Here is a 25,944-nt window from a genome sequence, read left to right on the forward strand (position 1 = left end):
CTGTGGGAGAGTAGGACGCCGCCGAACAATTGTTGAGCTCCGGCTCCCCGGTCCTTTCAGGATCGCGGGAGCCGGAGCTTTTTGCGTTTGGAGCCCGAGCTGCCCCACGTCGGTCCCCACGGTCCCCACGTCCGTCCCCGCGTCCGTCCGTCCCCACAGGCGTCCGTCCCACGGCGTTGTCAGAGGCGTCCGCTAGCCTTCAAGGCAAGATAGGCGTCCGCGAGGGCGGGGGGCAGAGCGCTGGGTGACGCATCCACGACGGTGACGCCGTGGCGGCCCAGCCGCTGGGCGGTTCGGCGACGGTCCGCCCGGGCCTGTTCCGCGGCAGCGGCCTCGTAGACACCTTCGAGAGAGCCGCGGGCTTGTGCCATCTCGTCCAGGCGCGGGTCGGCGACAGATGCGATGAGCACTTCATGGCGATGCGTGAGCTGAGGCAGGACCGGTAGCAGCCCCTCGTCGACGGGGGCCGTGTCCAGTCCCGTGAGAAGGACGACGAGTGAGCGGTGCGGCGCGCGATGAAGGATCGTGGCCGCCATTCCGCGGGCGTCGGATTCGATCAGCTGGGGTTCGAGTCCGGCCATGGCGTTGACCAGTGATGGAAGCAGTTCGGTGGCGGAGCGGCCTTGGACCGACGCACGGACGCGGCGGTCGTAGGCGAGCAGGTCGACGCGGTCGCCTGCTTTGGATGCGAGTGCGGCCAGGAGTAGCGCGGAGTCGAGAGCGGCGTCCAGGCGAGGGGCGTCGCCCACGCGGCCGGCCGAGGTGCGGCCGGTGTCGAGGACGATGAGGATGTGCCGGTCGCGTTCGGGACGCCAGGTCCTGACGGCGACCGCGGAGCGGCGGGCGGTGGCCCGCCAGTCGATGGACCGGGTGTCGTCTCCGGGGATGTACTCGCGCAGCGAGTCGAACTCGGTGCCCTGACCGCGGATCAGGAGAGATGTCCGGCCGTCGAGTTCCCGTAGGCGGGCCAGCTTCGAGGGGAGGTGTTTGCGGCTGGCGAACGGAGGGAGCACACGGATCGTCCAGGGCGAGCGATGAGAGCCCTGGCGTGCGGCGAGCCCGAGCGGGCCGAGGGAGCGGATGGTGACGCGGTGGGCCTGGCGGTCCCCGCGCCGGGTCGGACGCAGCACCGTGGTGACGCGGCGTCGCTCGCCCGGTGGCACGGTCAACCGGTGCCGGGACGCGGCCATTTCGGTGCCGGGTTCCCAACTGCTGGGGGGCCAGGCATCCCTGAGGTGGGCTTGCAGCGGGCGGCGTCCGGGATTTCCCACGGTCAAAGTGACATGGGCCTGTTCGCCGAGGCGGACCGATGTGTCACCGGAGCGGGAGAGTTGAAGGGTGCGGACCCTGCCTGCCAGAACCATGTCGATGAGGACACCGAGGAGCAGGGTGCCCTCCACGGCGAGCAGGCCCGTCCACCCCGGAAGGAGGAGACCGACGAAGAGTGCCCCGAGGGCTGCGAGGAGGGCGGTGCGTCCGGTGATGGCCATGGCAGGTCAGCGCGGGACGGGGACGTGGGCGAGGATCGAGTTGACGACGGAGTCGGCGGTGACGCCTTCCATCTCCGCTTCGGGCCGCAGCTGCACACGGTGACGGAGTGTCGGGAGGGCGAGGGCCTTGACGTCGTCGGGGGTGACGTAGTCACGTCCGGTGAGCCAGGCCCACGCCCGTGAGGTGGCGAGCAGCGCCGTCGCTCCTCGGGGGGAGACACCGAGGGTGAGTGACGGGGATTCACGGGTGGCACGGCACAGGTCCACGACGTAGCCGATGATCTCCGGGGAGACGGTCACCTCGGCCACGGCGGCGCGGGCGGCGTCGAGGTCCACCGGGCCGGCGACGGCCTTGACGCCTGCCGCTTCGAGGTCGCGGGGGCTGAAGCCCTCGCTGTGGCGGGTGAGGACGCGGATCTCGTCGTTGCGGCCGGGGAGAGGAAGGATCAACTTCAGCAGAAAGCGGTCGAGTTGTGCCTCGGGCAGCGGATAGGTGCCCTCGTACTCGACGGGGTTCTGGGTGGCGGCCACGAGGAAGGGCTCGGGCAGCGGGCGGGGGATGCCGTCCACCGAGACCTGGCGTTCCTCCATCGCCTCCAGGAGTGACGCCTGCGTCTTGGGCGGGGTGCGGTTGATCTCGTCCGCGAGCAGGAGGTTGGTGAAGACCGGGCCGGGCTGAAAGGAGAACTCGGCGGTGCGCGCGTCGTAGACCAGGGAGCCGGTGACGTCACCGGGCATCAGATCGGGGGTGAACTGGACGCGTTTGGTCTGGAGTTGGAGCGCTGCGGCAAGGGTGCGGACGAGCAGGGTCTTGGCGACTCCGGGGACGCCTTCGAGAAGCACGTGGCCCCGGCACAGCAGGGCGACGACCAGTCCTGTGACGGCCGGGTCCTGGCCGACCACAGCCTTGGCGATCTCGGAGCGCAAGGCTTCCAGGGAGGCTCGGGCGCTATCGGCGGTGGGGGCGGTCACGTGGTTCGTACCTGCCTTTCCAGATGGTCGAGTCGGTCGGCCAGACGGATGAGCGCGGCGTCGTCGCCGGGGGCGGGGCCGTACAGGAGGGAGCGTACTTCCGGCCCCGGTGTGCCCGAGTGGGCGGCGACGGCGGCCACCAGCGCCTCGGTGTCGTGGGCCCGGGTCGGGGGGACGCCGACGAGCGGTGCCAGTCGTGCTCGGGCGGCCCGGCGCAGTGCTTCCGCTGCTCTGGGGCGGGCGTTGCCCCGCCGGTACAGGCGGGCCCGGCCTTCGGTGGCTTCGGCGGCGCGAACGGTCACCGGCAGGGGTTCGGCCACGACGGGGCCGAGTCGCCGTGCCCTCCACAGGGCAGCGACGGCGACGGCGACGGCGAGTTGGAGCCCGCCCCAGATCCAGCCGCCCGGGACGAGGTCGAGGAAGCCGCGTTGCCGCGCGGCGCCCACGGAGTTGTCGCTGAGCGAGGGGAGGTACCAGACGAGGCGGGGATGCCGGCCGAGGAGTTGGAGGGCGAGGGAGGCGTTGCCCTGCTTGTCCAGGCGGCGGTTGTAGAGGGCGTCGGGGGCGCCGAGGACGACGGTGTCGCCCTTTCCGGCGCTGTCCGGCAGGCGCACGAGGGAGGGGTGGCCGCCGGAGCGGTAGCAGGAGTCGGCGCCGGGCGCGGCCGTCTCATAGGCGATGCCGCCGAGTTCGGCCTTGCCGGCGCGCTCGGCCTCGGGGAGGCGGCATCCGGGGGCGCGGGCGCGGACGTCGGCCGGGGCGATGGCCTGCGCCGCGGGCGCGAGCACGGACAGGGACGCGGGGCCGGGTTCGAGCAGGACGGTGCGGCCGCCGCTTCCAGCGGTGGCGTCGTGGAGTGCGGAGAGCTGGGGAGGGGGGAGCAGATCGGGGGCGGTGACAAGGACGGTGGTGTCGGGGCCGGCCTTCGCGGCGGCGTCGGCCGCGGAGGTGACGACGTCGACGTGCACACCGCGTTGGAGAAGGAGTTGGGCGACGGCCCGGCTGCCGTAGCGGTCGGGGGAGCGCGGGTCGAGCCGGCCGTGGTGCTCACCCGAGCGGAAGGCGGCGTAGGCGACGCCGAAGACCAGGACGATGGCGAGCGCCGCGAGCAGGCCCCGGGAGCGGGTCCACAGGTGGCGTGCGGTCGGCGCGAGCGAGGTGCACCCGAGTGAGGGGGAGGTGGAGGTGTCGGTGGTCACGCGGGGGCACCGCCGGTGGTGGTCAGGCGGGGCCGGGCACGTTCGAGGTCCGTGTCGAGTTCGCGTAGTTCGCGGTAGGCGTTCTCGGTGGCGTGGCGGCCGCCGTAGCTGACGTCGTCGAAGGCGCGGGCGGCGGCGCGCAGCCGGGTGCGGAGGTCGGGCAGGGACCGTCCGGCCTCGTTGGCCGCCTCGTCGGCGGTGCGGCCGGGGCGGGGGTCGAGCAGGGCTCGTTCCTCCAGGCCGCGGACGATGGCGCGCATGCGTTCGCGTACGGCGTCGTCCCATTCGTCGCGGGCGGCGTGGGCCTCCGAGGCCGCGCGGTGCTCCGCGGCGGTGCGGGGCCGGGTGTCGAACACCGCTTCGCGCTCGCCGCCGGGTGTGCGGATCCGGCCGAGGTGCAGACGCAGGGCGATCAGGGCGATGACGACGAGGACGGCGACAACGAGCAGGCCCACCCAGCCTCCGGGGGTGGCTCCGGCGGCGGCGTCGAGCAGGCTGCCGACCCTGTTCCAGAACCAGTCGATGGCGCGCTGGACGAGGTTGGGGTCGTGCTCGTGGTAGATCGGCTTGGACAGCTCCCGCTCGGCCGCCTCGCGGGCAGGATCGCGCGGGATGGTGACCGGCAGGTCGTCGGTGAGTGCGAAGTTCGCCAGGCCCCCGGTCACCGTGTCAGTTCCCGGGGGCTGCGGCGTCGGTCCGGGGCTGGGTGCTGCCCGGGGACTCGTACCCGGACACCCCGGCGGCCCGGGCGAGGTCGATGTCGAGGGCTTCCCGGCGGATGCGCTGGTCGATGTAGAGCAGCGCGGTGACGCCCGCGCTGATCGGGAAGGTGACGGTCATGCCGATGGCCGCGCCGATGCCGGTGATGGTGAGCGAGGCCAGGCTCAGGTCGCCGGTGGACTCACCGCTGAAGAGGCCGCCCATGGTGTCGCCTCCGACGAGGAGCGAGCCCACCGTGAACGGCGTCTGCACGATGCTCGAGATGACCATGGTGATGATCGCGGTGAGGACGAGGACACCGAAGACGCGCCACCAGGAGCCGCGCACCAGCTTTGCCGAGCGGGCCATCGACTTGGCCACGCCCTGCTTCTCCAGCATCAGGGCGGGCGGGGCGAGGCTGAAGCGGACGAGCAGCCACCCGGCGACGCCCACCGCGGCGAGCGCGCCGAGGATGAAGAGGGTGGCGGCGAGCGGCTCGGAGCCCGCGGCCAGGGCGACGACTCCGGGCACTGCCGCGACACCGAGGACGGCCACGACGATCAGCGGCATGAGCAGGGTGAGGCCGAGGAGCTTGAGGAGCTGGGGCTTGGCGTCCTTCCAGGCCTCACCGGCGTTGACCGGGCGGCCGAGCACGGAGCGGCTGACGACCATGGTGAGCATCGCGGTCACGACGAGGGTGCCGAGGAGGTTGACCAGCTGGGCGAAGCCGAGCCCGGCGAACATGGCGCTGAAGACGCTCATGACGTCGCTGACCGAGGGGTCGGGGTTGTTGTCGAGGTCGTTGAGCTTGGCGTCGAAGCCGCTGAACATCCACCAGGTGGCGAGGGTGCTCACGGTCTGGGTGACGAGCGCGACGACCAGGGCGACGCCGAGGACGGTGCGCCAGTGCGCACGCATCGTGGAGACGGCCCCGTCGAGGATCTCGCCCACCCCCAGCGGCCGCAGCGGGATGACGCCGGGCTTGGCGGCCTGGGGGTGGTTGCCCCAGTGCTGATGGAACGGGGGCTGGCCGCCCCATCCGGGTGAGGCGCCCCAGCCGGGCGAGGCACCCCATCCGGGGGGCGGCTGATGGCCTCCGCCGCCCACCCCGCCGGGGGCCTGCGGGCCGCCCCATCCGGGGGTGGTCCAGTCGGCGCGCGGCGGCTGGGCCTTCGACCAGTTCGGTGGCGGGTCCGACGGCGTCCCGGGCTGGTGCGGCTCGTGCGGCTGGTGCTGTTGGTGAGATTGGGAGTCCTGGGGGCCAGGGGGCTGGGGCGCAGCCTTGTCGGAAGAGTCCGGGGCGTCGTCGTCCGGCGACGGGGAGGGCGAGGCCCAGCCCGGAGTGTCCGTCATCGCTGCTGCTCCTTCTGATGTTTCCGGCCACCTGGTGACGCCGGTGCGCCCCATCGTGCCATGGCCTGTCCGGCTCCTACCCGGGAGCGTGGGCGGTGCACCCGGGGCCCGCGCGGCGGGCCCGGCTCCGGTTCCGCAGCGCTCCGGGGCGGTCGGCACCATTCAAACCGGCGGGTAGGAGAGGGCAGACTGGTGAAATGGCTGCTGACCCCTCTCCCAAGCCCCTGTCCGCCGACGTTCCGGTCCTGCGATGGGAGGAGCCACCGGAGGGCCCTGTGCTGGTGCTGCTGGACCAGACCAGGCTTCCGGCGCAGGAGGTGGAGCTGGTCTGCACGGATGTGCACACCCTCGTCGACGCCATCCGGTCCCTGACGGTTCGGGGAGCGCCCCTGCTGGGGCTGGCGGGGGCGTACGGGGTGGCGCTGGCGGCGGCCCGCGGGTTCGACGTCGGCGAGGCGGCCGAGTTGCTGGCGCACGCCAGGCCGACCGCGGTGAACCTCGCCCGGGGTGTGCGGCGGGCGTCGAAGGCGCACACCGCCGCTCTGCGCGCCGGCAAGAGCCTGGAGGCGGCGGCCGCGGCGGCCCTGGCCGTGGCGAGGGAGCTGCACCGCGAGGACGCGGAGGCGAGCCGGTCGATGGCCCGCTCGGGCCTGGAGCTGCTGGAGCGGCTGGTGCCGGGCGGCGGCTACCGGATCCTCACGCACTGCAACACGGGCGTGCTGGTCTCCGGCGGCGAGGGCACGGCTTTCGCGGTGGCCCTGGCGGCGCACCGGGCCGGACAGCTGCGCCGGCTGTGGGTGGACGAGACGAGGCCGCTCCTGCAGGGGGCGCGCCTGACCGGGTACGAGGCGGCGCGGCACGAGATGCCGTACACGGTGCTGGCGGACAACGCGGCCGGCTCGCTGTTCGCGGCGGGCATGGTGGACGCGGTGCTCATAGGCGCCGACCGGATCGCGGCGGACGGCAGCACGGCGAACAAGGTGGGCAGCTACCCGCTGGCGGTGCTGGCCAAGCACCACGAGGTGCCGTTCGTGGTGGTGGCTCCCATGACCACCGTTGACCTGGACACGCCCGAGGGGGCGTCCATCGAGGTCGAGCGGCGGGCGGCCCACGAAGTGACCGAATTTCCTCCCTCCGGCGGGGGCGGGTTCCCGCTGGCTCCCCTGGGAGCCCAGGCGTACAACCCCGCGTTCGATGTCACACCGCCCGAGCTCATCACTGCGATTGTTACCGAAAATGGAGTTCTGTCCCCCATTGAGGCGGAGGGACTGGCCAGCCTGTGCGACAGGTCACGATCGGGTAATGAGACGATGAAGATATGAAGGGACGTGTCCTGATCGTCGATGACGACACCGCACTGGCCGAGATGCTCGGCATCGTGCTCCGCGGGGAGGGTTTTGAGCCGTCGTTCGTGTCCGACGGCGACAAGGCCCTGGCCGCTTTCCGTGAGACCAAGCCGGACCTGGTCCTGCTCGACCTGATGCTCCCCGGCCGGGACGGCATCGACGTTTGCCGCCAGATCCGCGCCGAGTCCGGGGTGCCGATCGTCATGCTCACCGCCAAGAGCGACACGGTGGACGTGGTGGTGGGCCTGGAGTCCGGGGCCGACGACTACGTCATCAAGCCGTTCAAACCCAAGGAGCTCGTGGCGCGCGTGCGTGCCCGGCTGCGCCGCGCCGAGGAACCCACACCCGAGCAGCTCGCCATCGGTGACCTGGTCATCGATGTGGCCGGCCACTCGGTCAAGCGGGACGGGCAGACCATCGCCCTGACGCCTTTGGAGTTCGACCTGCTGGTGGCGCTCGCCCGCAAACCGTGGCAGGTCTTCACCCGGGAGGTGCTGCTCGAGCAGGTCTGGGGCTACCGGCACGCCGCCGACACACGCCTGGTCAATGTGCATGTGCAGCGGCTGCGCTCCAAGGTCGAGAAGGACCCGGAGCGCCCCGAGATCGTGGTGACCGTGCGCGGCGTCGGATACAAGGCGGGACCGGGCTGAGGTGACCGGGCAGCACGAATCCGCCGAGACCGGGGACGGCCCCGGACCGGCGGAGCGGCGGGCGGCCGAGGCACGGGCGCTGCTGGAGAGCCGCTACCCCGACCCGATGGGCGGGGTGCTTCCCCTGCTGCGCTCGCTCATCCGGTACGTACGGCGGCCGGTGCGCGTCGCGGTGCGGGCGTGGCGGCGTTCCATCCAGCTCAGGGTGGTCGCCACCACCTTGCTGCTCTCCCTCGGCGTGGTGCTCCTGCTCGGTGTGGTCGTCATCGGGCAGGTCCGCAACGGGCTTCTCGACGCCAAGCGCCAGTCCGCCCAGAGCCAGGCCCTGGGCGGGTTCAAGGCTGCCCAGGACCGGGCGGACGCCGCCTCTCGTGACGCGCGTGCCCAGCCGCCCGGCGGGGGCACCGCAGGCACCGCCGACGGCGGCACCGTGGAGTCCGGCACCTGGCTCAACGACCTGGTCGAGCAGCTGGCCAGCGGTGGCCAGGGCCTGTACGCCGTGGTGGCGCTCAGCTCCGACCCGCAGGGCCAGGGGCTCGACGACGCGGTCTCCGGCAGCCGCAGCCCCCGTACGACGGGCCATGTCGACCCGGAGGGGAGCATCTCCAAGGAGATGCGCGCGGCCATCGACAGCGACAGCCTGAACATGCACATCCAGTCCTGGTCGATCAAGCGGGACGGCAGCAAGAGCCGTGAGGCGGCGCTGGTGATCGGCAAGCAGCTGCGCGACGTCAACAACAAGCCGTACCAGCTGTACTACCTCTTCCCGTTCACCCAGGAGGAGGACACGCTCAACCTGGTCAAGGGCACCCTGGCGACCGCGGGCGTCTTCGTCGTCGTCCTGCTCGGCGCCATCGCCTGGCTCGTCGTGCGGCAGGTGGTCACGCCCGTGCGGATGGCGGCGCGGATCGCCGAGCGGCTCGCGGCCGGGCGCCTCCAGGAGCGGATGAAGGTCTCCGGGGAGGACGACATCGCCCGGCTGGGGGAGTCGTTCAACAAGATGGCGCAGAACCTCCAGATCAAGATCCAGCAGCTCGAGGACCTGTCCCGGATGCAGCGCCGCTTCGTCTCCGACGTCTCGCACGAGCTGCGCACCCCGCTGACCACGGTGCGCATGGCCGCGGACGTCATCTACGACGCCCGCGAGGACTTCGACCCGGTGACCGCCCGCTCGGCGGAGCTGCTGGGCAACCAGCTCGACCGGTTCGAGTCGCTGCTGTCCGAGCTTTTGGAGATCAGCCGCTTCGACGCTGGCGCCGCCGCGCTGGAGGCCGAGCCCGTGGATCTGCGCAACGTCGTCAACCGGGTGGTCGAGGGCGCCGAGCCGCTGGCCGAGCGCAAGGGAACGACCCTGGTCGTACGGGGAGCGGGAGCGCCGGTCGTCGCCGAGGTCGACCCCAGGCGCGTCGAGCGCGTCCTGCGCAACCTCGTCGTCAACGCCGTCGAGCACGGCGAGGGCCGCGACGTGATCGTGCAGCTCGCCGTGTCCGCGGACTCCTCCGCCGTGGCGATCGCGGTGCGCGACTACGGCGTGGGGCTCAAGCCGGGCGAGGCCTCGCGGGTGTTCAACCGGTTCTGGCGCGCCGACCCGGCGCGCGCTCGCACCACCGGCGGCACGGGCCTGGGCCTGTCGATCGCCCTGGAGGACGCGCGCCTGCACGGCGGCTGGCTCCAGGCGTGGGGCGAGCCGGGCGGCGGTTCGCAGTTCCGGATGACCCTGCCGGTCGCCGTCGGAGGCGTACTGCGCGGCTCCCCGCTGCCCCTGGAGCCCAAGGACTCCCGCCGCAACCGCGGCCTCAACACCTCCGGCGCGCCCAACCGCCGGACGGTCCCGGCCGGCGCCTCGGCGGTGTCGGACGCGGCGCGACGCGGGCCGATACCCGTCCCGCAGCCCCTCGGGGCCGCCCATCCGCCGCCGCCCTCCGCCGCCCCGACCGCGGTGCCCAACGCGGACAACGGCAATGGCGGGACCGTCTCCCGCGTCGTCGGGCGGGCCGCCCCGCCCGGTCCGCCCGCCCCGACCGAGCCCCCCGCCCCGCCCGCCCCGACCGAGCCCCCCGCCCCGCCCGCCCCGCCCGCCCCGCCTGCCCCGACCGAGCCGCCCGCCCCGACCGAGCCGGCACCCCAGCGCCCTGACGAGCGGCGCCCGAAGGACGAGGGCCGCACGTACAACGGGGACCGCCCGAACGACGAGGACGGCATGCGCGACGGGGACGGCACGCGCGACGGGGACCGCCCGAAGGACGCCGAGCGCATCCAGGAAGGGGACGAGCACCATGCCCGCTGATCGCCGTCGCGCGCTGTGGAGCGCCCCGCTCGCCACCTTGCTCCTGGTGACCGGCTGTGCCTCCATGCCCGACACCGGGTCGGTGGAGAAGGTGACCGAGTCCCCGCGCACGGACGCCGAGTCGCAGGTGCGGATCATCGGAGTCAAGCCGCAGAAGGACGACGACCCCATGGCCGTCGTCCACGGCTTCCTGGAAGCGACCACCAGCGACGAGGCCAACTACGACACCGCCCGCCTGTACCTGGCCAAGGAGACGGCCAAGGAGTGGAACCCCGAGGCGGGCATCACGGTGCTCACGGGAAGCCCGCTCCTGCGGTTCGTCAACCGCCGGGAGCCCGCCCCCGACGCGTCGGCGCAGATCGACCTGTCGGGTGACAAGGCCGCGGCCGTTGACAGCAAGCACGCATACAAACCAGACAAAGAGGCGTACCACGCGACCTTCAGCCTGAAGAAGGAACGGGGGCAGTGGCGGATCAAGGACCTGCCCAACGGCCTCGTCTTCAGCCAGCCCGACTTCCAGCGCGTCTACCGCTCGGTCAATATGTACTACTTCGCCGCCACGGCCGACCCTGACGTCCTGGTCCCCGATCCGGTGTACCTGCGCAAGGGGATAGACCCCATCAAGTCCGCGGTGAGGTCGCTCCTCGACGGGCCCACCGACTGGCTCTCGCCGGTGGTGGCCTCGAGGATCCCCGAGGGCACCACCCTGGCCGGGATCGAACTCGGCGACACCGATCGGCTGCGGGTACGGCTCAACGGACTGGGCGGCACCCCCGAGCGGCAGTGCGAGTGGATGGCCGCCCAGGTCCTCAGGACCGTCCAGGAGGAGGCGGCCACCAAGGTCAAGTTCGTGGAACTGGCGGACGAGAACGACAAGGACGCGTGCGCGCTCACCGAGCGGCAGGCCCGCGAGTACGACCCGCTGCGCGCCTTCGACGCAGCGGACAAGCTGTTCTTCGTCGACGCCGAGCACCGGCTGAGGAGCCTGGAGCAGCAGGGCGGGGGCGCTGTGCAGGTTCCCGGCCCGTTCGGTGATGGCCGGGTGGGGCTTCGCTACGTGGCCGTGCGCTCGGACGGAAAGGCCGCGGCCGGGGTGCGGCGCGACGGCAAGGCGCTCTATCTGGCCGACTTCCAGGACGGGGCCGAGCTCGGAAAGCCGGTGCTGACCAGCAAGGCCGCCAAGCCGGACGACGGCCTCGCGCAGCCCAGCTGGGACGGGCTCGGCGACCTGTGGGTGGCCGACCGGGACCCGAAGAACGCCCGGCTGCTGGTGCTGCGCGACGGCCAGCAGATCACCGTGGACGTGCCGGATCTCGCCAAGGGGCGCGTCCAGGCCCTGCGGGTGGCGCCCGACGGAGCCCGGATCGCGCTGCTGGTGCGCGAAGGGGACCGCACGGTGCTGCAACTCGGCCGCGTCGAGCGCAGACAGCGCCACGGTGACCCGGAGATCTCGGTTAAGGACCTGCGGCAGGTGGCCCCGCAGCTCGAGGACGTGGCGGCGGCCTCGTGGGCGGGGCTGAGCAGGCTGCTGGTGGTCGGCCAGGAGTCCGAAGGCGTGCGGCAGATGCAGTACGTGGACACCGACGGCTCCATGCCCTTCGCGCCGACGCTACCCGCCATCAGCGGCGTCAACGCGGTGGCGACCTCCCCCGACCAGGCGCAGCCGATCCTCGCGGACACCTCCGAGGGCATCTACCAGCTCCCGCCGGACGCCAACTGGAAGCGGGTCGCGCCCAAGGGCAGCTCGTTCCCGGTCTACCCGGGGTAGGCGCGGGCCCACTCCGGGACTGGCGTACGGCGCCGGGCGGCGAAACCCGCGGGGGGTTTTCCAGGCGCCTGCTCGAGTTTTCCACAGGCCCTGGTGCGATGTCGGCCGGGCCGTGCACAGTGGTGGCCATGCGCGAGTCATGGCTCACGCGGGAATGGTGCGGGGGCCTGGCCGATCTGGTCATGCCCATGGAATGCGCGGGGTGCGGTCGGCCCGGGGCCGTGCTGTGCGGCGGCTGCCTGGAGCCGCTGTGCGGCAGGGGTGCCCGCAGGGTGCGCCCGGATCCCGCGCCGAGGGGGCTGCCACCGGTGTACGCCTCTGCCGGTTACTGGGAACCGGTCAGGGCGGTGCTGCTGGCACACAAGGAGCGGGGCGCACTGGCGCTCACGCGGCCGCTGGGGCAGGCGCTGGCCCTCGCGGTCCGCGAGGCCGTGCGGGAGCGCCCCGGGGAGAAGGGACGGGTCCTGCTCGTGCCGGTGCCCTCCGCGCGTCGGTCGGTGGCCGCGCGCGGACACGACCCCACGCGCCGGATCGCGCTCGCCGCGGCGTCACGGCTGCGGCGGGACGGGCTGCCGGTGCGGGTCGCGGCCGTGCTCGCGCAGCGCCGGGAAGTGAGGGACCAGTCCGGACTGGACGCACGGGCGAGGCTGTCGAACGTGGCGGGGGCGTTCGAAGCGCGTGCGGCCGGATCCGTGGCGGGCAGTCCCGTGGTGCTGGTCGACGACCTGCTCACCACTGGAGCCTCGCTGGTGGAAGCGGCTCGCGCGGTGCGGCGGGCCCGAGGGCGGGTGATCGGCGCGGCGGTCGTCGCCGCCGCGTACTACCCGGTGGCCAGGGCTCGCGCCGAGGGCCGGAAAGAGGGGCCGGAGAACGCGCGTCCGCGCAGGTCGGGCGGGCATCCGTGCAGGTCGGAGCAGTGAGGATTCACTCGGCGGGAGTTGTGCGCTTCCCGGGGGTGCCGACACCCGTCCACTGGAGCTATGTTCGGGAGGGAGAGGCAAGGGTGCTATGCACGACCTTGCCGGTAATGCGATTTCTGCCGGAAAGGTGAATCCTCTCTCTTTCGGCACTCATCCGACTCGGATGGGTTTCGATCTTCTCGGTGGGGGAGGAGGAGGTGAGAGCCGCTGCGCCGCCCCTCTCCGGCAGCATCGGGGGACGGGTGGTTGCAACGGAACTCAAGGCCGAGCGGGCCGCGTGCCCGCCGGTGGAGAGCAAGCGATCGGAGTTCTGCGTGGACATCGTCGTCAAGGGTCGCAAGACCGAGGTGCCGGAGCGGTTCCGCAAGCACGTGGCAGAGAAACTGGACAAGGTCCAGAAGCTCGACGGCAAGGTGATCAGCCTCGAAGTCGAGATCTCGAAGGAGCACAACCCTCGGCGGGCCGCGAGTTCCGACCGGGTCGAGATCACGTGCCACAGTCGTGGACCGGTCATCCGGGCGGAGGCCGCGGCTAGCGATCCGTACGCAGCGCTGGATCTGGCGGTCGGGAAGCTGGAAGCCCGGCTGCGCAAGGTGGCCGACAAGCGCCGCGTGCACCGAGGCGGCAGCCGCACCCCGATGAGCGTCGCGGCGGCCACCGCCCCGCTGGCAGCGGAGATCAACGGCCACATCGCAGAGAGCACCAAAGAGGACGAGGTGCCGACCCGCAGGGTCGGATCGCTGGAGATCACGGGCGAGGGGCCCTGCGTGGTCCGAGAGAAGACCCACGCCGCAGGACCCATGGCGCTCGACCAGGCCCTCTACGAGATGGAGCTGGTCGGGCACGACTTCTACCTGTTCGTGGACGCCGACACCGGACAGCCGAGCGTCGTCTACCGCCGGCACGGATACGACTACGGTGTGATCCACCTGAAGTCGGACGCGGCCGGTGACGACACGCCCATGGGCGCAGGCGGGGCGCTGGGCGGCTAGAACCGCCGGAGACGCCCGCCGCGGCGGCCGGGTCGCCGGGCATGCCACAGGGCCCGGGGTGCGCACACAGCCACCCCGGGTCCTTCATGGAACGGCCAAGGGTGACCGTCCGGAGTCCGAACTGCCGCTGGAACGTGGAATCATGGCGGCACACCGAACTGGCCTTAGGGGGAGGAACGGATGCCGGACGGCTTCGAGCCCGCGTCCGTGGGGGAGGACGGCCCCATGAGGGCGGCGTCACGGGAGGAGCCGATCCGGGTCCTTGTCGTCGACGACCATGCCCTGTTCAGGCGCGGTCTGGAGATCGTGCTGGCGCAGGAGGAGGACATCCAGGTCATCGGCGAGGCCGGGGACGGCGCGGAGGCCGTGGACAAGGCCGCCGACCTGCTTCCCGACATCGTCCTGATGGATGTCAGGATGCCCAAGCGCGGTGGGATCGAGGCCTGTACCTCCATCAAGGAGGTCGCCCCCAGCGCCAAGATCATCATGCTCACGATGAGCGACGAGGAAGCCGACCTCTACGAGGCGATCAAGGCGGGAGCCACCGGCTACCTGCTCAAGGAGATCTCCACGGACGAGGTCGCCACCGCGATTCGGGCCGTCGCGGACGGCCAGTCCCAGATCAGCCCCTCGATGGCGTCGAAGCTCCTCACCGAGTTCAAGTCGATGATCCAGCGCACGGACGAGCGGCGACTGGTTCCGGCGCCCCGGCTGACCGACCGCGAGCTCGAAGTGCTCAAGCTCGTGGCCACGGGCATGAACAACCGCGACATCGCCAAGGAGCTCTTCATCAGCGAGAACACGGTGAAGAACCACGTGCGCAACATCCTGGAGAAGCTCCAGCTGCACTCCCGCATGGAAGCGGTCGTCTACGCCATGCGCGAGAAGATCCTCGAGATCAGATAGAGCCGGCGGATCCCGCCGCCTTCCAGCGGCGCGGGTCCGTCATATGGCGGCCGAGGCTTCGGCCACCGCCGCCGTGAGCGGAGCCGCCAGCTCGGCGGGGGTCACCCGCTCCACCCGCACCTCCTCGCAGCCCACCCACTGGGCGGCCTCCAGGAGCGCCGCGGCCATCGGCTGCACCGCCTTGGGCGTCTCCAGCGAGGCATGCCGGGCGATCAGCGTCCGGCCCTCGCGCCCCGGGTCCACCCGGCCCAGCAGCCTGCCGCCCGCCAGCAGAGGCATCGCGAAGTATCCGTGGACGCGCTTGGGCTTGGGCACATAGGCCTCCAGCCGGTGCGTGAAGCCGAACACCCGCTCGGTCCTGGCGCGGTCCCAGACCAGCGAGTCGAAAGGGGAGAGCAGGGTCGTGCGGTGCCGCCCGCGAGGGGCGATCTCCAGCGCCGCGGGGTCCGCCCATGCCGCCTTGCCCCAGCCCTCGACCGCCACCGGCACCAGACCGGAATCGGCGACCACGAGGTCCACCTGCTCGTTCCTGAGCCGGTGGTAGTCCGCCAGATCGGTGCGCGTCGCCACCCCCAGCGACTGCCCGGCCAGCGCCACCAGCCGACGCAGGCACTCGCGGTCGTCGAGGTCGTCGTGGAGAAGCGCGTCGGGCACCGCCCGCTCCGCCAGGTCGTAGACCCGCTTCCATCCGCGCCGCTGGGCGCAGACGACATCACCGGTGTCGAGCAGCCACTCCACCGCGATCTTCGTCTCGGACCAGTCCCACCACGGCCCGCCGTTCTTCGCGCCGCCCAGCTCGGTCGAGGTCAGTGGCCCTTCGGCCTCGAGCCGGTCCAGCACCGCCGCGCACGAGCGGTCGGCGTCCTCCATGACATGCCAGCGGTGACCCCGCGCGCGCCGGGCCCGCCGCCGGAACGCGAAGTGCGGCCACTCCTCGATGGGCAGCACACAGGCGGCGTGCGACCAGTACTCGAAGGCCGCCCCCGAGCCCCAGTACGCCGTCTCCACCGCGTCCCGCCCGACGGCGCCCAGCCTGGCGTAGGGCACCAGCTCGTGCGAGCGGGCCAGCACGGAGATGGTGTCCAGCTGCACCGCGCCGAGGTGGCGCAGCATCCCCCGCACCCCCGCCCTGCGGTCGGGCGCGCCGAGCAGCCCCTGGGCACGCAGGGCGATCCTGCGCGCGTCGTCGGCGGACAGCGTGACGGTCGGAGCGGGCACGGTGGTGGTCATGCGGGCAGGGTAGAAGCCGTCACTGACAACGGGGCCCCCTCCCCTCCCCCCGCCCCCGCCCCTCCCCCTCGTGTCCTTCGTCCCGCCGCCCCCGTTCGGTACCCACATGGCCGGTCCCGGCCGGACCAGGCGGGCCGGCCACCGTCGCTACCGCAGCGCTCCCCGCCCCTGCCGCGGGCTCGGCACGTACGGTGTGCGTCCCGGCAGGCTCAGGTCGGAGGGCAGGAGCGAGCCGGTCCAGGCGTCGCGGCGGGTGCCGCGGTGCACCAGCCGTGAGCGCAAAGTGCCCTCCATCGTGAAGCCCGCCTTGACGGCCACGGCGCGCGATCCCTCGTTGCCGACCTCCGCGTACCACTCCAGGCGGTCGGCGCCCAGCGCGGTGAACGTCCAGCGCGCCACCGCCAGGACCGCCTCCACGGTGTAGCCGTGCCCGCGCTGCTCCTTCGCCGTCCAGAACCCGATCTCGGCTGTGCGCCCCTCCGTGCGAAGGCCTCCCACCCCGACCAGGCCGACGGAGGAGACGAGCTCGCCCCGGTCCTTGGTGAAGGTGCCGAAATTGAACAGCGTTTCGTCACGCCAGCCGTTCGGGGAGATCTCGGAGACGAACCCCTCGGCGTGCCGCCGCTCATAGGGTGAGGGGACGGTCGTCCAGCGCTGGATGTCGGCGTTCTGGCAGGCGCGCAGTACCTCGTCGGCGTCCGCGGGGCCGAAGGGGCGCAGCAGGAGCCGGTCGGTGGCGAGTGTCACGGGTTCCATGACCGGAGTATTCCGCAGGCGGACGCCTGCCCCGAAAGGGGTTTGCGGGTGCTCGCGGGCTCCCGCGGCAGCCGCCGCCGGGCACTTCCCCCGACCCGTCCCCCGACCCGTCCCTCGGCACTTCCCCCGGCCCTCGCGCGGCCGTTCCCCGGCGAACCGCGGCACCGGCGGGACGCCGGACCTCCCACGCCGCGTAGCACCTCGCATACGATGGCCGTTGCGGTGGTCCCATGTCCGCCGTGCCGGCGCGTGGAGAAGCGCGTGAGGTTCGTATCGGCAAGGAGCCAGCTTACGTGTCCGTCTTCGACAAGATCCTCCGCGCGGGGGAAGGCAAGATCCTTCGCAAGCTGAACCGCATCGCGGCCCAGGTCAATTCCATCGAAGAGGACTTCGTCAACCTGACGGACGCCGAGCTTCGGACGCTCACCGACGAGTACAAGGAGCGCTACGCGGACGGAGAGTCCCTGGACTCGCTGCTGCCCGAGGCTTTCGCGACCGTCCGTGAGGCGGCGAAGCGCGTCCTCGGCCAGCGCCACTACGACGTCCAGATCATGGGTGGCGCGGCCCTGCACCTGGGCAACATCGCCGAGATGCGCACCGGTGAGGGCAAGACCCTGGTGGGCACCCTGCCGGCGTACCTCAACGCCCTGTCGGGCAAGGGCGTGCACCTGATCACGGTCAATGACTACCTGGCCGAGCGCGACTCGGAGTGGATGGGCCGTGTCCACCGCTTCCTCGGGCTCGAGGTCGGCTGCATCCTGGCGAACATGACGCCCGCCGAGCGCCGCCAGGCGTACGGGGCCGACATCACGTACGGCACGAACAACGAGTTCGGCTTCGACTACCTGCGCGACAACATGGCGTGGTCGCAGGACGAGCTGGTCCAGCGCGGCCACAACTTCGCGATCGTCGACGAGGTCGACTCGATCCTCGTGGACGAGGCCCGGACCCCGCTGATCATCTCCGGCCCCGCCGACCAGGCCACGAAGTGGTACGCCGACTTCGCCAAGCTGGTCACGCGCCTCCAGCGCGACCGCGACTACGAGGTCGACGAGAAGAAGCGCACCGTCGGTGTCCTGGAGAAGGGCGTCGAGCGGGTCGAGGACTGGCTGGGCATCGAGAACCTCTACGAGTCGGTGAACACCCCGCTCGTCGGCTACCTCAACAACGCGATCAAGGCCAAGGAGCTGTACAAGCTCGACAAGGACTACGTCGTCATGGACGGCGAGGTCATGATCGTCGACGAGCACACCGGCCGTATCCTCGCCGGCCGCCGCTACAACGAGGGCATGCACCAGGCCATCGAGGCGAAGGAGGGGGTGGAGATCAAGGACGAGAACCAGACCCTCGCCACGATCACCCTCCAGAACTTCTTCCGCCTCTACGACAAGCTCGGCGGCATGACCGGTACGGCCATGACGGAGGCGGCGGAGTTCCATCAGATCTACAAGCTCGGCGTGGTGCCGATCCCCACGCACCGCCAGGTCTGCCGCGTCGACCAGTCCGACCTGATCTACCGGACCGAGGAGGCGAAGTTCGCCGCGGTCGTGGAGGACATCGTCGGCAAGCACGAGAAGGGCCAGCCGGTCCTCGTCGGCACCACCTCGGTCGAGAAGTCGGAGTACCTGTCCCAGCAGCTGCGCAAGCGCGGTGTCCCGCACGAGGTGCTCAACGCCAAACAGCACGACCGTGAGGCGCAGATCGTCGCGCAGGCCGGCCGCAAGGGCGCCGTCACCGTCGCCACCAACATGGCCGGCCGCGGCACCGACATCCAGCTCGGCGGCAACGCCGACCACCTCGCCGAGGCCGAGCTGCTCCAGCGCGGCCTGTCCCCCGAGGAGACCCCGGAGGAGTGGACCGCCGCCCTCCCGGCCGCCCTGGAGAAGGCCAAGGCCGCGGTCAAGGCGGAGCACGAGGAGGTCAAGGACCTCGGCGGCCTGTACGTGCTGGGCACCGAGCGGCATGAGTCGCGCCGCATCGACAACCAGCTGCGAGGCCGCTCCGGCCGCCAGGGCGACCCGGGCGAGTCCCGGTTCTACCTCTCCCTCGGCGACGACCTGATGCGCCTGTTCAAGGCGCAGCTCGTCGAGCGGGTGATGGCGATGGCCAACGTCCCCGACGACGTGCCGATCGAGAACAAGATGGTCACCCGCGCCATCGCCTCGGCGCAGTCGCAGGTGGAGACGCAGAACTTCGAGATCCGCAAGAACGTCCTGAAGTACGACGAGGTCCTCAACCGCCAGCGCGAGGTCATCTACGGCGAGCGCCGCCGCGTCCTCGAGGGCGAGGACCTGCACGAGCAGGTGCGCCACTTCATGGACGACACCATCGACGCGTACGTCCACGCCGAGACCGGCGAGGGCTTCGCCGAGGAGTGGGACCTGGACAAGCTCTGGTCCGCGTTCGGCCAGCTCTACCCGATCAAGGTCACCCTCGACGACGTCGAGGACGAGGCCGGGGACCGCGAGGGCATCACCGCCGAACTGATCTCCGAGATGGTCAAGGACGACATCCACGAGCAGTACGAGGCCCGCGAGGCCGAGCTCGGCGACGAGATCATGCGTGAGCTCGAGCGCCGGGTCGTGCTCTCCGTCCTCGACCGCAAGTGGCGTGAGCACCTCTACGAGATGGACTACCTCCAGGAGGGCATCGGCCTGCGCGCCATGGCGCAGCGCGACCCGCTGGTGGAGTACCAGCGCGAGGGCTTCGACATGTTCACGGCCATGATGGAGGGCATCAAGGAGGAGTCCGTCGGCTACCTGTTCAACCTGGAGGTCCAGGTCGAGCAGCAGGTCGAGGAGGTCCCCGTGGACGCGGTGCCCGAGCAGGAGGGCGCGCCCTCGCTGGAGAAGGAGGACGCCGTCCCGGCCGGTGCGGGCCGTCCCGAGATCCGGGCCAAGGGCCTGGAGGCGCGCCGGCGCCCGGACCGTCTGCACTTCTCCGCTCCGACGGTGGACGGCGAGGGCGGCGTGGTCGAGCGCGACCTGGAGTCCGAGGACGGTGCGGACGCCGGCCCGGAGGCGGGGATGACCCGCGCCGAGCGCCGCAAGGCGCAAAAGGGCGGCCGTCGCCGCAAGAAGTGACGCGCGGCGCGAGCGGTGAACGCCGCGTGACCCGCGAACGGTGACAGGGGCCGGTTCCCACCAGGGGACCGGCCTCCGCCGTGTCCCGCGCCCGGCCGCGCCGGGGCCGCCCGTGTTCCGCGCCAGGGGCTCGCGCCCGGCGCGGACCGTGTCCCGCGCCAGGGGCTCCGGACAGCTCCCGCCCGTGTCCCGCCCCGGTCCGCGCTCATCCCGTCTCCAGGGCGGTGCAGCGCCAGCGCTGGTCGCGGCCGCGTTCGAGGCGGAAGGCCAGCGCCCGCGACCTCCCGGCCGCCCACACCACCGCGCCGACCTCCAGCACGCCGGGCGCGGGGGCCGAGTGCCGACAGGTGATCACCTTCGCGTCCGGCATGCGCGGACTGTGCCGCAAGGAGCCCTCCTCGGCGAGCTCCCACAGGCGCTCGTAGACGTCGTTGCTGGTCACCCGCATCAACGTGGTGGCCGAACGCCGTCCCGTGAGCGCGTCCAGCAGTGCCTGCGCGAACCAGCGGCGCACGTCGCCGCCCACGGCCGCCCGGGCGCCCGGCCGTGCGACCCCGCCAGGACGCCGTGAATCCTCTCGCCGGGGCGGACCGGTCACGCTCTGTCGTCGCCGCTGCCCCGGTGTTGCCGTTGCTGATACCGCCATTGCCCGAAACCCCCGTGTCAGGTCGTAGCGCTGAGTAATCAAACTTCTAGTCGCTCGGGCGGTGAACGGGCAACGAAGTGCCTCTGCGGTCCCGCCTCCATGTGGATTCACCTATCTGGGTGAATTTGCCCGGTTTTTGGCCTGGTGGCGGGCCAGGGCCCGGAGAGCGCGCCGGGCCTCGGTCGAACGGTGCCGGAGCCCCGGTCACCCGAAGGTGGACAGCGCTGCGAGTGGAGTGCCGAGAGGGGAAGATCGGGAAGTAGTGGTTGGACCAGCCGTTCTTCCGAACCAGTAGCCCTGTTGCGCACGAGGTGAGAGGTGGCGGTGCGACGTGACCACCAGTGCGGAGGGAGTCTCCGAACCCGAAGCCGACAAGCCCGGCGCTGCCCGGGCGGCAGCAAGGGCCGGCGCCGAAGCGGGGGCGAAGGCGGGGGTGCGGGCGGCGTCGCGCAGCCGCGGTCCGCGGCCGCGCCGCGGACTGGTCCTCGGCGGCGGAGGAACGCTCGGCGCGGCCTGGGCCATCGGCGCGCTGTGCGCCCTCGAGGAGGCCACCGGCTGGGATCCGCGGTCGGCCGACGTGATCGTCGGAACCTCCGCGGGGTCGATCCTGGGCGCTCTGCTCTCCTCCGGTGTCAGCCCCTGCGAGCTGCGCGACCACCAGCGCGGCACCCCTTTGACCAGCGGCCCGCTCAGCGGCCTGCTGTTCGACTACGACACCGCCACCGGCGGCCCGCTGCCGCCGCCCCCGCGGCTGGGCATCGGTTCGCCGAGCCTGCTGCGGCGCACCGTGCGCCATCCGCGCAGCTACCCCTTCCAGACGGTGGTGTCGGCGTTCCTGCCCACCGGCCGCGCCACCATGGACGGCATCGGGGTCCTGCTCGCCGCTCTGGGCCCCGTGGAGGACTGGCCCGACCACGCCGGCCTGCGCATGGTCGCCGTCGACTACGACACCGGTGAGCGGGTGGCGTTCGGGGCCCCCGAGGCTCCTGCCGCGGGAGTCGGGGAGGCGGTGCTGGCCTCGTGCGCCATCCCGGGCTGGTTCGTCCCCGTGACCATCGACGGCCACCGCTACGTGGACGGCGGAACGTGGTCGGCCACCAGCATCGACCTCCTGCTCGGCCACGAGATGGACGAGGTGTACGTGCTGGCGCCCATGGCGTCCCGCGACCTCGACCAGCCGCGCAGCCTGCCCGCGCGCGTGGAACGCCGCTACCGGCGCTCGGTCACCCGCAAGATGCTGCGGGAGGCGAAGGCGCTTGAGGAGGAGGGCGCCCGCGTGGAACTGGTCGTGCCGGGACCGCAGGACCTGACCGTGATGGGCGCCAACATGATGGACCCCGTCCACCGGCTGAGGGTCCTGGAGACCTCCCTGCGCACCAGCGCGGCGGCGCTGCGGGCGGCCACCGCCTGACAGTGAGGATTGGCGATGGCATCGCCCGGAGGTCTGACTCTCCGCCTGACTGACGCTTCCGTTGTCCTCTTGGGGAATCGTCGGCCTGCCGGGCGATGCCGTCCGGCGCGTGGCCGGTCGGGCTTCCGTGACTTCATAGGAGCCCGGCCAAAGGTCCCATCACTGTCTTGTCCGTCTGCCCGACCGGCTCGCGCCCTCCCACCGTTGGGCGTTGGAAGGGCAGCACACACCAGCATGGCAGACGAGACAGCGGTGGTCGGCGGGATCGACACCCACACCGACCTCCACCAGGTGGCGGTCATCGACCACATCGGCCGGCACCTGGCCACCGAACGGTTCGAGACCACGCCGGAGGGATACCGGCGGCTGCTGGACTGGCTCCGGTCCCACGGCGAGGTCCTCGCCGTGGGAATCGAAGGAACCGGCGCCTACGGCGCCGGGATCGCCCGGTTCCTCACCGCGAACGAGATCACGGTGGTCGAGGTGGACCGGCCGGACCGCAAGGCAATGCGGGACCACGGCAAATCCGACCCGATCGACGCCTACGGGGCCGCGACCGCGGTCCTGTCCGGCCGGGCCGCAGGAACACCCAAGACACGCAACGGAACCGTGGAGGCGATCCGCGCCCTGCGGGTCGTCCGCAAGAGCGCGGTCAAGGCCCGCACCCAGACCATCAACCAGATCCGCACCCTCATCGTCACTGCTCCCTCCGAGGTGCGGGACAAGCTGCGGGGACTGTCCACACCAGAGCTGACCGACACCTTGGCCCGCTCGCGTCCGGCCGGTCGACTCGACGATCCCGCCCGCGCGGTCAAGACCGCCCTGCGGCGGCTCGCCCGCCGCTACCGAGCACTCGACGAGGAGATCAAAGAGGCGGACAAGGAGATCGGACCTCTGGTCACCAAAGCGGCCCCGAGACTCATCGCCCTGCCGGGCCTCGGCCCCGAAACCGCCGGCCAGCTGCTGACGAGCGCGGGCGACAACCCCGACCGGCTCCGCTCCGAAGCAGCCTTCGCCCACCTCTGCGGGGCCGCACCCGTCCCGGCCTCCTCCGGCCGCACCAACCGCCACCGCCTCAACCGCGGCGGCGACCGCCAGGCCAACAACGCCCTCCACACCATCGTCCTGGTCCGCATGAAGTACGACCAACGCACCCGGGACTACGTCGCCCGCCGTACCGCCGAAGGCATGACCAAGAAGGACGTCATCCGCTGCCTGAAACGGTTCGTCGCCCGCGAGGTCTACCGACACCTACCCCACATGATCCACACCACCAAACCGCTTCCACAGACCGCTTGACGATCTATAGGAGCTTCCCCGCGGACCTCCCGGGGGCCGGGCCTTCCCGGGCGCGGCCGGTGCCGCGCCCTTATCCTGGGACCGTTGTCCCGCCCCGTCCCGGAGAAGTGGCCTGCCGATGCGTGTGTACATTCCCACCACCTTGTCGGGCCTGGCCGAGGCGCACGAGGCGGGTGAGCTGGGCCCCGGCCCGCTGGACGCGTACGCGGTGACCCCGGGCCTGCGCGAGTGGTACCGCTCGGACGACATCGAGGAGCTGGAGTACGTGGCGCTGGTGCGCGCCGCCCAGGCCTCGCTGCGCCAACTGGCGGCCGACGCCAAGGCCCCGCGCCGCCGGGTCGTCGTGGCGGTGGACATCCCCGACGCGCAGGCGGTGGCCGACCCCGAGCGCGGTCTCGACCCGTCCACGCTGGGCGCGGTACGCCTCGCGGAGCCGATCCCGCTGGCGAAGGCGGCGGCGGTGCACGTGGACGCCGACGACGCCGAGGCGGACATCTCGGCGGCGGCGGACGCGGTCGTCCCGGCGGACCTGGGGGACGACGACGCGCGTTTCACCGTGGACGGCGCGGAGGACCACGAGCTGCTCTGGTACGCCACCCAGGAGATCACCGCTCTGCTCCCGTGAGCACCCGGTCCCCTGCCCCGCTGTCACTGGCGGCGGGTACGGTCCTGGTGTGAGCACTCATATCGTCTGGGACTGGAACGGCACGCTCCTGCACGACATCGACGCCGTCATCGACGCCACGAACGCGTCCTTCGCCGAGATAGGGCTGCCGCCGATCACGCTGGACCGGTACCGGGAGCTGTACTGCGTGCCCGTGCCCCGCTTCTACGAGCGGCTGATGGGCCGCCTGCCCACCGACGACGAGTGGGTCGTGATGGACGCCGCCTTCCACCGCCACTACTGGGCGCTCGCCGAGTCCTGCGGTCTGGCGGCGGGGGCCGCGGAGCTGCTGGCGGCCCGGGTGACGTCCGGCGGGACCCAGTCGCTGTGCTCGCTCGCCCCGCACGCCGAACTCCTGCCACTGATCCGCAGCCACGGCATCGAGAGCCACTTCCTGCGGGTCGACGGACGCCAGGACAACTCGACGGCCGGCAAGGCCGAGCAGATGGTGCGCCACCTCGCGGGCCTGGACGGCATATCGGTCAAGCGCACGGTGGTGATCGGCGACGCGGTGGACGACGCGGTGGCCGCCGCGCACGTCGGCGCCCAAGCGGTCCTGTACACCGGTGGCTCACACAGCCGAGGCAGCCTGGAGCGCGCCGGTGTCCCGGTCGTGGACTCCCTGGCGAAGGCGGTGGAGATGGCGGAGGAACTGGCTGCCTGAGAGCCGCGCAACTCGGCGCGCGGCCCCTGGACCCGGCCGAAAGTCCGACGGCCTTCAGGCCGGGAGACCGGCGGCATCCATGGCCCGGCCGCCTGGGACCCCGCTGTCTGGGACCACCGCTGTCTGGGCCCCGGCTACCTGGGACCCGGCCGCTTGGACCCGGCTGTCTGGGACCCGGCCGCTTGGACCCGGCTGTCTGGGACCCGGCCGCTTGGACCCGGCTGTCTGGGACACGGCGGCCTGGGGCCCGGCTGCCCGGGACTCCGGCATCCGCTTGCTCCCCAGCGCCTGCGCCGCTTGGTTCCGAGGACCCGCCGCCCCGCCCGCTAGAGCCTCGCGGCCTTCAGCGCCATGTGCAGGAGCAGCCGGTCTTCGCCCTCGTCGAGGTCCAGGCCCGTGAGTTTCTCGACTCTCGACAGGCGGTAGTAGAGCGTCTGGCGGTGGATGCCCAGGGCTGCCGCCGCTCTGGCCACCTGCCCGGCGCAGTCGAGGAAGACCTCCGCCGTGTGGGCGAGCTGGAGGTTGGCGGGGTTCAGCAGGGGGGAGAGCGCCGGGTCCGCCGGCATCGCCTCGGGGAGCGCGGTGAGCATCCGGAAGGGGCCGATCTCCGACCACAGGGCCACCGTGCCCAGCCGCGCGTCGGCACGCGCTGCCCTGGCCGCGCCCGTGGCCTCGTACCAGGCCTCGGGCAGGTCCTCGATGCCCTTCCTCGGCATCGCGACGCCCACGGCCGCCCCTGCCGCCCTCGGGGACTTCAGCAGGCGCGAGGCCGCCGTGCGGGCCGGTTCCAGGGAGGTGAGGGTCCGCAGGCGGACCAGGGCGCCGAGGCCGAAGCCGGGCAGACCGCACACGGCCGCCGCGCCCGGCACCGCGGCGGGGGCCGGCACCGGGCCGGTGCCGGCGCTGTCGGGCGAGTCGGAGTCCAGGGACCACGACGAGACGGCGAGCACGGCCAGCGGGCCGTCCGCCGCCGGTCCCATCGCCGCCCGCAGCTGCGTCCTTGCCGTCTCCCGGCCGCTCGGCGGCCCCGTGAGCACCGCCCGCAGCATCTCCCCGAGCTCAGCACCGGCCAGTGCCTCCGCGGCCAGCAGAGCCCCGATACGGGCGGCCGTCTCCATCGCCTGCTCCAGCCGGGGATCCGGCCGCACCCCGGGCCGTCCCACCTCGACATCGGCGAGGTGCCCGTCGTCGAGCAGCCACACATATCCGTGGACGATCCCCTGATGCCGCACGGGCAGGCAGATCCGGCCCATCACCACGCCGGCCGCCGGGTCCGGTGGGATCCTCAGCGGCCCCCGCGCCCGGGCGATCCCGAAGCTCTCGAACCACTGCCGCACCGCCGGGGTGGAGCGCCTGCCCAGGATCGACCGCGTGCGCACCGGATCCATCGGCAGGTCGTCGTCGCTGTCGTGGGCACCGAAGGCGATCAGCCCGAAGTCCCGGTCCTCGAGCGTCGCGGGCGCCGCGAGCGCCGCCGAGATCTCGTCGACCAGTTCCTGGTAATCGCCGCGCATGGGCCCATTCTCCCCCAGGGCTTCATACATCTGTCTGAGATCCGGGCCATGAACGCGTGACAGCTGTCGATGGTGGGCGGTCCGGCCGGTCCCTA

The 25,944-nt window shown here is 72.0% G+C and carries 21 protein-coding genes; 12 read left to right on the forward strand and 9 right to left on the reverse strand.

Features of this window, described 5'->3' with window-relative positions:
* Positions 1–179: 179 nt before the first annotated feature.
* The 5 genes from IEY86_RS29030 to IEY86_RS29050 are packed head-to-tail and all read right to left on the reverse strand — an operon-like array spanning position 180 to position 5,713.
* Positions 180–1,490, reverse strand: a complete 1,311-nt coding sequence (locus IEY86_RS29030; protein WP_189134863.1) for a DUF58 domain-containing protein — start codon at positions 1,488–1,490, stop codon at positions 180–182.
* Between the two features lie 6 nt (positions 1,491–1,496).
* Positions 1,497–2,462: an AAA family ATPase gene (locus IEY86_RS29035; protein WP_189134864.1), complete on the reverse strand. Its 966-nt coding sequence runs from the start codon at positions 2,460–2,462 to the stop codon at positions 1,497–1,499.
* Positions 2,459–3,661 (reverse strand): DUF4350 domain-containing protein, encoded by a 1,203-nt coding sequence (locus tag IEY86_RS29040; protein WP_189134865.1) that lies wholly within the window; start codon positions 3,659–3,661, stop codon positions 2,459–2,461. The genes IEY86_RS29035 and IEY86_RS29040 overlap by 4 nt, the downstream gene beginning before the upstream one ends.
* Complete coding sequence (locus IEY86_RS29045) at positions 3,658–4,326, reverse strand: DUF4129 domain-containing protein (protein WP_189134866.1); 669 nt, start codon at positions 4,324–4,326, stop codon at positions 3,658–3,660. The genes IEY86_RS29040 and IEY86_RS29045 overlap by 4 nt, the downstream gene beginning before the upstream one ends.
* A gap of 4 nt (positions 4,327–4,330) precedes the next feature.
* On the reverse strand, positions 4,331–5,713 hold the full coding sequence (locus tag IEY86_RS29050) for a DUF7847 domain-containing protein (RefSeq protein WP_189134867.1): 1,383 nt from the start codon (positions 5,711–5,713) through the stop codon (positions 4,331–4,333).
* A gap of 197 nt (positions 5,714–5,910) precedes the next feature.
* Here IEY86_RS29050 and mtnA point away from each other — a divergent pair, with 197 nt between their 5' ends.
* The 7 genes from mtnA to IEY86_RS29085 all read left to right on the forward strand — a co-directional run bounded on the left by mtnA (position 5,911) and on the right by IEY86_RS29085 (position 14,582).
* Positions 5,911–7,035, forward strand: coding sequence for an S-methyl-5-thioribose-1-phosphate isomerase (gene mtnA / locus IEY86_RS29055; RefSeq protein ID WP_189134868.1), 1,125 nt, complete (start codon positions 5,911–5,913; stop codon positions 7,033–7,035).
* Complete coding sequence (gene mtrA / locus IEY86_RS29060; RefSeq protein WP_189134869.1) at positions 7,032–7,709, forward strand: two-component system response regulator MtrA; 678 nt, start codon at positions 7,032–7,034, stop codon at positions 7,707–7,709. Before mtnA ends, mtrA begins: the two co-directional genes overlap by 4 nt.
* A 106-nt stretch (positions 7,710–7,815) precedes the next feature.
* Entirely contained in the window at positions 7,816–9,996 is a 2,181-nt protein-coding gene (gene mtrB, locus IEY86_RS29065; RefSeq protein ID WP_189134923.1) for an MtrAB system histidine kinase MtrB, read from the forward strand.
* Positions 9,986–11,764 (forward strand): LpqB family beta-propeller domain-containing protein, encoded by a 1,779-nt coding sequence (locus tag IEY86_RS29070; RefSeq protein WP_189134870.1) that lies wholly within the window; start codon positions 9,986–9,988, stop codon positions 11,762–11,764. The genes mtrB and IEY86_RS29070 overlap by 11 nt, the downstream gene beginning before the upstream one ends.
* Positions 11,765–11,892: 128 nt before the next feature.
* Entirely contained in the window at positions 11,893–12,684 is a 792-nt protein-coding gene (locus IEY86_RS29075; RefSeq protein WP_189134871.1) for a ComF family protein, read from the forward strand.
* A 314-nt stretch (positions 12,685–12,998) separates the two neighbouring features.
* A complete protein-coding gene (gene hpf, locus IEY86_RS29080; RefSeq protein WP_189134924.1) occupies positions 12,999–13,676 on the forward strand; it encodes a ribosome hibernation-promoting factor, HPF/YfiA family in 678 nt (225 codons plus the stop codon).
* Positions 13,677–13,856: 180 nt separating this feature from the next.
* The gene (locus tag IEY86_RS29085; protein ID WP_189134872.1) at positions 13,857–14,582 is read left to right on the forward strand and encodes a response regulator; all 726 of its coding nucleotides are present in this window, start codon (positions 13,857–13,859) and stop codon (positions 14,580–14,582) included.
* A 39-nt stretch (positions 14,583–14,621) separates the two neighbouring features.
* On the opposite strand, the gene IEY86_RS29090 is transcribed toward IEY86_RS29085, so the two are convergent.
* Positions 14,622–15,812, reverse strand: coding sequence for a winged helix-turn-helix domain-containing protein (locus tag IEY86_RS29090; RefSeq protein ID WP_189134873.1), 1,191 nt, complete (start codon positions 15,810–15,812; stop codon positions 14,622–14,624).
* Between the two features lie 147 nt (positions 15,813–15,959).
* On the reverse strand, positions 15,960–16,568 hold the full coding sequence (locus tag IEY86_RS29095) for a GNAT family N-acetyltransferase (protein ID WP_189134874.1): 609 nt from the start codon (positions 16,566–16,568) through the stop codon (positions 15,960–15,962).
* Positions 16,569–16,861: 293 nt separating this feature from the next.
* Here IEY86_RS29095 and secA point away from each other — a divergent pair, with 293 nt between their 5' ends.
* Positions 16,862–19,651, forward strand: coding sequence for a preprotein translocase subunit SecA (gene secA / locus IEY86_RS29100; RefSeq protein ID WP_189134875.1), 2,790 nt, complete (start codon positions 16,862–16,864; stop codon positions 19,649–19,651).
* A gap of 205 nt (positions 19,652–19,856) precedes the next feature.
* Here the strand turns inward: secA and IEY86_RS29105 are convergent, their stop codons facing one another.
* Positions 19,857–20,177: an Rv3235 family protein gene (locus IEY86_RS29105; protein WP_189134876.1), complete on the reverse strand. Its 321-nt coding sequence runs from the start codon at positions 20,175–20,177 to the stop codon at positions 19,857–19,859.
* 451 nt (positions 20,178–20,628) lie between these two features.
* Here IEY86_RS29105 and IEY86_RS29110 point away from each other — a divergent pair, with 451 nt between their 5' ends.
* The 4 genes from IEY86_RS29110 to IEY86_RS29125 all read left to right on the forward strand — a co-directional run bounded on the left by IEY86_RS29110 (position 20,629) and on the right by IEY86_RS29125 (position 24,335).
* Positions 20,629–21,708, forward strand: coding sequence for a patatin-like phospholipase family protein (locus IEY86_RS29110; protein ID WP_189134877.1), 1,080 nt, complete (start codon positions 20,629–20,631; stop codon positions 21,706–21,708).
* Positions 21,709–21,942: 234 nt separating this feature from the next.
* Positions 21,943–23,007 carry an IS110 family RNA-guided transposase gene (locus tag IEY86_RS29115; RefSeq protein WP_189134878.1) on the forward strand — a complete coding sequence of 355 codons (1,065 nt, stop codon included), beginning with the start codon at positions 21,943–21,945 and terminating at the stop codon, positions 23,005–23,007.
* 118 nt (positions 23,008–23,125) lie between these two features.
* Positions 23,126–23,632, forward strand: a complete 507-nt coding sequence (locus tag IEY86_RS29120; protein ID WP_189134879.1) for a DUF6912 family protein — start codon at positions 23,126–23,128, stop codon at positions 23,630–23,632.
* A gap of 49 nt (positions 23,633–23,681) precedes the next feature.
* Positions 23,682–24,335 carry an HAD family hydrolase gene (locus IEY86_RS29125; protein ID WP_189134880.1) on the forward strand — a complete coding sequence of 218 codons (654 nt, stop codon included), beginning with the start codon at positions 23,682–23,684 and terminating at the stop codon, positions 24,333–24,335.
* Between the two features lie 326 nt (positions 24,336–24,661).
* Here IEY86_RS29125 and IEY86_RS29130 read toward each other — a convergent pair whose 3' ends face one another.
* A complete protein-coding gene (locus tag IEY86_RS29130; protein ID WP_189134881.1) occupies positions 24,662–25,849 on the reverse strand; it encodes a PucR family transcriptional regulator in 1,188 nt (395 codons plus the stop codon).
* Positions 25,850–25,944 lie beyond the last annotated feature (95 nt).

The organism is Wenjunlia tyrosinilytica (genome assembly GCF_014646055.1).
In the GTDB taxonomy this organism is placed as follows: Bacteria; Actinomycetota; Actinomycetes; order Streptomycetales; family Streptomycetaceae; genus Wenjunlia; species Wenjunlia tyrosinilytica.

Bases quoted from the DNA above. Each gene is read 5' to 3' on its own strand.
- IEY86_RS29130 (WP_189134881.1), bottom strand. From the start codon at position 25,849: ATGCGCGGCGATTACCAGGAACTGGTCGACGAGATCTCGGCGGCGCTC.
- IEY86_RS29050 (WP_189134867.1), bottom strand. From the start codon at position 5,713: ATGACGGACACTCCGGGCTGGGCCTCGCCCTCCCCGTCGCCGGACGAC.
- IEY86_RS29120 (WP_189134879.1), top strand. From the start codon at position 23,126: ATGCGTGTGTACATTCCCACCACCTTGTCGGGCCTGGCCGAGGCGCAC.
- mtrB (WP_189134923.1), top strand. From the start codon at position 7,816: ATGGGCGGGGTGCTTCCCCTGCTGCGCTCGCTCATCCGGTACGTACGG.
- mtnA (WP_189134868.1), top strand. From the start codon at position 5,911: ATGGCTGCTGACCCCTCTCCCAAGCCCCTGTCCGCCGACGTTCCGGTC.
- IEY86_RS29075 (WP_189134871.1), top strand. From the start codon at position 11,893: ATGCGCGAGTCATGGCTCACGCGGGAATGGTGCGGGGGCCTGGCCGAT.
- IEY86_RS29115 (WP_189134878.1), top strand. From the start codon at position 21,943: ATGGCAGACGAGACAGCGGTGGTCGGCGGGATCGACACCCACACCGAC.
- IEY86_RS29095 (WP_189134874.1), bottom strand. From the start codon at position 16,568: ATGGAACCCGTGACACTCGCCACCGACCGGCTCCTGCTGCGCCCCTTC.
- IEY86_RS29070 (WP_189134870.1), top strand. From the start codon at position 9,986: ATGCCCGCTGATCGCCGTCGCGCGCTGTGGAGCGCCCCGCTCGCCACC.
- IEY86_RS29090 (WP_189134873.1), bottom strand. From the start codon at position 15,812: ATGACCACCACCGTGCCCGCTCCGACCGTCACGCTGTCCGCCGACGAC.
- IEY86_RS29030 (WP_189134863.1), bottom strand. From the start codon at position 1,490: ATGGCCATCACCGGACGCACCGCCCTCCTCGCAGCCCTCGGGGCACTC.
- IEY86_RS29085 (WP_189134872.1), top strand. From the start codon at position 13,857: ATGCCGGACGGCTTCGAGCCCGCGTCCGTGGGGGAGGACGGCCCCATG.
- mtrA (WP_189134869.1), top strand. From the start codon at position 7,032: ATGAAGGGACGTGTCCTGATCGTCGATGACGACACCGCACTGGCCGAG.